General features: G+C 71.5%; 4 protein-coding genes and 1 pseudogene. All 5 read right to left on the bottom strand.

The window, feature by feature from the left end; all coding sequences use genetic code 11:
* The coding region (locus ACWEN3_RS42275; RefSeq protein WP_452982811.1) for a bifunctional ornithine acetyltransferase/N-acetylglutamate synthase at nt 1–803 on the bottom strand (803 nt) is incomplete at its 3' end.
* Entirely contained in the window at nt 800–1,828 is a 1,029-nt protein-coding gene (argC, locus tag ACWEN3_RS42270) for an N-acetyl-gamma-glutamyl-phosphate reductase (RefSeq protein ID WP_452982808.1), read from the bottom strand. The genes argC and ACWEN3_RS42275, both read right to left, overlap by 4 nt.
* A gap of 45 nt (nt 1,829–1,873) precedes the next feature.
* Complete coding sequence (locus tag ACWEN3_RS42265) at nt 1,874–2,260, bottom strand: GtrA family protein (protein ID WP_452982806.1); 387 nt, start codon at nt 2,258–2,260, stop codon at nt 1,874–1,876.
* A complete protein-coding gene (locus ACWEN3_RS42260) occupies nt 2,257–3,207 on the bottom strand; it encodes a glycosyltransferase family 2 protein (RefSeq protein ID WP_452982803.1) in 951 nt (316 codons plus the stop codon). Before ACWEN3_RS42260 ends, ACWEN3_RS42265 begins: the two co-directional genes overlap by 4 nt.
* Before the next feature lie 22 nt (nt 3,208–3,229).
* Nucleotides 3,230–4,371, bottom strand: a pseudogene (locus ACWEN3_RS42255) (YfhO family protein); the annotation flags it as partial.

The raw sequence follows: 4,371 nt of genomic DNA, 5'->3' as shown, positions 1-4,371 counted from the left end.
ATCTGGGTGTATGCGTACTCGACGATGGGGGAGAACGGTATGAAGCCATTGGAACTCCGCCGCGCAGTTGAGGCAGGACTGGCGACGAACTCCTCGTACCGCGGGGTGATGCCGGAGGCGCCCGAGGAGAGCAGCAGCACGGTGTCGTTGGTGGACATGCAGCCGTCGGAGTCGACGCGGTCGAAGGTGACCTTCGTGGCCGCGCGCAGCGCCCTGTCCAGCGTCTCGTCGTCGAGGTCTGCGTCGGTGGTGAGGACGACCAGCATGGTGGCGAGGCCGGGGGCGAGCATGCCGGCGCCCTTGGCCATGCCGCCGACCGTCCAGCCCTCCTTGGTCACGACGGACGTCTTGTGGACGGTGTCGGTGGTCTTGATGGCGATGGCGGCCTTCTCGCCGCCGTGCTCGGAGAGCTGGGCCGCGGCCGACTCGATGCCCGGGAGCAGCTTGTCCATGGGCAGCAGCACGCCGATGAGGCCGGTGGAGCAGACGGCGACCTCGATGGCGCCCCGGCCGAGCACCTCGGCGGCCTTCTCGGCGGTGGCGTGGGTGTCCTGGAAGCCCTTGGGTCCCGTACAGGCGTTGGCGCCACCGGAGTTGAGGACGACGGCGGAGACCTCGCCGCTCTTGAGGACCTGCTCGGACCAGAGCACCGGCGCTGCCTTCACACGGTTGGAGGTGAAGACGCCCGCGGCGGCACGGCGGGGACCGTCGTTGACCACGAGGGCCAGGTCCGGGTTGCCGTTCTCCTTGATCCCGGCGGCGATCCCCGCCGCCGTGAATCCCTTTGCTGCCGTCACGGTCACGGCGCGACTCCGATCGTCGTCAGCCCGGTGGACTCCGCGAGTCCGAGGGCGAGGTTCATGCTCTGGACGGCACCGCCCGCGGTGCCCTTGGTCAGGTTGTCGATGGCGCTGATCGCGATGATGCGGTCCACGGACGCGTCGTACGCGACCTGCACCTGAACGGCGTTGGAACCGTGGACGGAGGCCGTCGCGGGCCACCGGCCCTCGGGGAGCAGATGGACGAACGGCTCGTCGGCGTAGGTCTTCTCGTAGGCGGCGCGAACGGACTCGGCGGTGACGCCCTCCTTCGCCGAGGCGCTGCACGTGGCGAGGATCCCGCGGGGCATCGGCGCGAGGGTCGGCGTGAAGGAGACGGAGATCCGCTCCCCCGCCACCCCGCTGAGGTTCTGGATCATCTCGGGGGTGTGCCGGTGGCCGCCGCCGACGCCGTACGGCGACATGGAGCCCATGACCTCGCTGCCGAGCAGATGCTGCTTGGGCGCCCTGCCCGCGCCGGAGGTGCCGGACGCGGCGACGATCACGGCCTCGGGCTCGGCCAGCCCGGCCGCGTAGGCCGGGAACAGGGCCAGGGTGACGGCGGTGGGATAGCAACCGGGTACCGCGATGCGCTTGGACCCCTCCAGCGCGGCGCGGGCACCCGGCAGTTCGGGGAGGCCGTAGGGCCAGGTGCCGGCGTGCGGGGAGCCGTAGAAACGCTCCCAGTCGGCCGGGTCCGTCAGCCGGAAGTCGGCGCCCATGTCGACCACGAGGACGTCGGGGCCGAGCTGCTCGGCGACGGCGGCGGACTGCCCGTGCGGCAGCGCCAGGAAGACGACGTCATGGCCGGCGAGTGCCTCGGCCGTGGTCTCGGACAGCACGCGGTCGGCCAGCGGCAGCAGGTGCGGCTGGAGCGCGCCGAGCCGCTGACCCGCGTTGGAGTTCGCGGTCAGGGCGCCGATCTCGACCTCGGGGTGTGCGAGGAGCAGCCGCAGGACCTCTCCGCCCGCGTATCCGCTCGCTCCGGCCACCGCCGCACGTACCGCCATGTCCATCCTCCTCTAGATGGCATGACTATACGTATCGCTGCACGTTTATGCAATCGTCCGGGCGTCCGCGCCGGGCAGCATGACCCAGCGGGACACCACGAAGGTGACGGGGATCGCGGCCGCGGAGGCGATGAGGGGGGCGAAGCGGCTTCCCGCGTGGAGCACGTCGACGATCACGTACACGCCCACGGTGGTGATCAGGAAATTGGCGACGTTCGTCAGCGGGAACAGCAGGAATTTCCGCCAGGTCGGCCGGGTCCGGTAGGTGAATCGGGCGTTGAGGAAAAAGGATCCGCACATGCTGATCAGAAACGCGAGGACATGCGCGCCGAGATAGGGCAGCCACATCAGGAACAGCAGGTAGAGACCGTAGTAGGTGGCCGTGTTGACCACGCCCACCACGGCGAACGTGATGATCTGTCGCGATATCAAGGAATGAGGTCTTTCGTCCGTTCGACGTTGGTCGCCTTCACCAGGAAGTGCGGACGACCCTTCACCTCGTAGTAGATGCGTCCCGTGTACTCCCCGATCACTCCCAGCATGACCATCTGCACGCCGGCGAGGGCGGTGACCGCGGTGATGATGGTCACATAGCCGGGGGTCTGGACCCCGTGCAGGAGCGCGGCGACCACGATCCAGCCCGTGTAGACGCCGGCGCACAGCAGCAGGCCCATGCCGAGCCAGAGGGCCGCGCGCAGCGGCCGGTTGTTGAAGGACAGCACCCCGTCCAGGCCGTAGTTGAGCAGGCCGCGCAGGTTCCAGGAGCTGCTGCCGGCCTCGCGCGCGGCGTTCTCGTACTCGAAGGTGGTGCTCGGGAAGCCCACCCAGGCGAACAGGCCCTTGGAGAAGCGGTTGTACTCGGTGAGGGCCAGCACCGCGTCCACCACGCGGCGCGACAGCAGCCGGAAGTCCCCCACGCCGTCCATGAGTTCGACGTCGACCAGGCGGTTGACCAGCCGGTAGTACGTGCGTGCGGTCAGGGTCCGGGTGAGGCGGTCGCCGGTGCGGGTCCGCCGGGCGATGACCTGGTCGTGGCCCTGTTCGCGCAGCTGGACCATGCGCTTGATCAGCTCCGGCGGGTGCTGGAGGTCGGCGTCCATGACGACCACGGAGTCGCCGGAGGCGTGCCTCAGCCCGGCGAGCAGGGCCGCCTCCTTGCCGAAGTTGCGGCTGAAGGAGACGTACCGCACCCGCGCGTCCAGGCCGGCGAGGCGTTCGAGGACGGGGAGCGTGCGGTCGCGGCTGCCGTCGTCCACGTACACGAACTCCATGTCGTGGCCGAGCGGCAGCAGTTCCTCGGAGACCTTCTGGATCTCCTCGTGGAAGCGTTCGAGGACGTCTTCCTCGTTGTAGCAGGGCGCGACGATCGATATCAGCATGGCGGGTCCCCCTGGGGCGCGGTCAGTGAGCGGCTGTCACGCGCTCGCGCGGTGGTGTGGTCGTGGGCGGCGCCGGGACGCGCCGGCGGCGGACGGCGGCGAGGGCGGTGAGCAGGACGAGGGCCGCGAGCGAGACGAGCCCGACGGTCGTGCCCAGCCGCAGGCCGGGTGGGTGGAAGGTGCAGGTCAGGCTGGTCGAGGTGCCGTCGAGGGGGACGGCGACGAGGCCGTGGTACTGCCCGGCGGGCCGGGCCGCGCCGTCGCCCGTGGCGCACCGCCAGCCGGCGATGCGGGGCGCGGCGACGACCGCGATCCCCCTGCTGCCGGCGGGCAGCCGGGCCCGCAGGGTGCCGTCGGAGACGGTCACCTCGCCGGCGCCGGTGGTCTTCAGCCGGGCGGCGGCGGTGCGCAACCGGGCGGTGTCCAGGCAGCCGATCGCACCGGGCGGGATCCGGCCGGGCCGGTCCGGGGTCAGCTCGATCCGCACCTGCCCGGAGGCCGGGGTACGGCCGAGCGGCTCCATGGCGGCCCGGTTGCGCCCGTAGTCGGATCGGAGGAGGACGCCGGTGCCGCCGCCCGCGAGCCGCGCGGAGCCGGAGAAGTACGGCGCCCACAGGTTCACCTGGGTCCCGGCCGGGCAGCGGGCGGTGATCACCGGCCGGGCCGTGGAGCCCCCGGAACCCACGGAGCCGCCGCGGAGAGGCTTTCCGAAGTCGTCGCGCACGGTGGCGCCGGGCACGGTGTAGACACGGCTGCCGAGCAGCAGTTCCTGGTTGCGGTACGGCGACGGCCCGAAGGGCGCCGTGTCGGGGGTGGTCCGCACCGTCACCAGGGGCGGCACGTCCCGGCGGGTGACGGTCGGCGGGCCCGCGTCCCCCGGCAGGTGGGTCTGGTGCGAATCCGGCGGGTCGTGCACCCGGGCGCCGACGGAGAAGAGCACGTCCGTGACGGCGTTGTCCAGGCTCTGCACGCTCCGCCCGCGCGAGGTCCAGCCGCCGCCGAGCGCCGTGAGGGTGCGGCTGAGCACGTCCGAGGTGAGGCTGCTGTAGTACTGGGCGCCCTGGCCGCCGACCAGCATCGGGTCGTTGCCGACGGTCTGCTCGCGGCCGGGTTCCGTGCGGTAGCGGGGCCAGCCGTCGGCCCCGGCGATCGCCGCCGCCTGCC

It is taken from the genome of Streptomyces sp. NPDC004561 (assembly GCF_053602155.1).
Note: the sequence above shows the minus strand (reverse complement) of the source record. Positions and strands in the feature narration are given on the sequence as shown.

Bases quoted from the DNA above. Each gene is read 5' to 3' on its own strand.
- argC (WP_452982808.1), bottom strand. From the start codon at position 1,828: ATGGCGGTACGTGCGGCGGTGGCCGGAGCGAGCGGATACGCGGGCGGA.
- ACWEN3_RS42260 (WP_452982803.1), bottom strand. From the start codon at position 3,207: ATGCTGATATCGATCGTCGCGCCCTGCTACAACGAGGAAGACGTCCTC.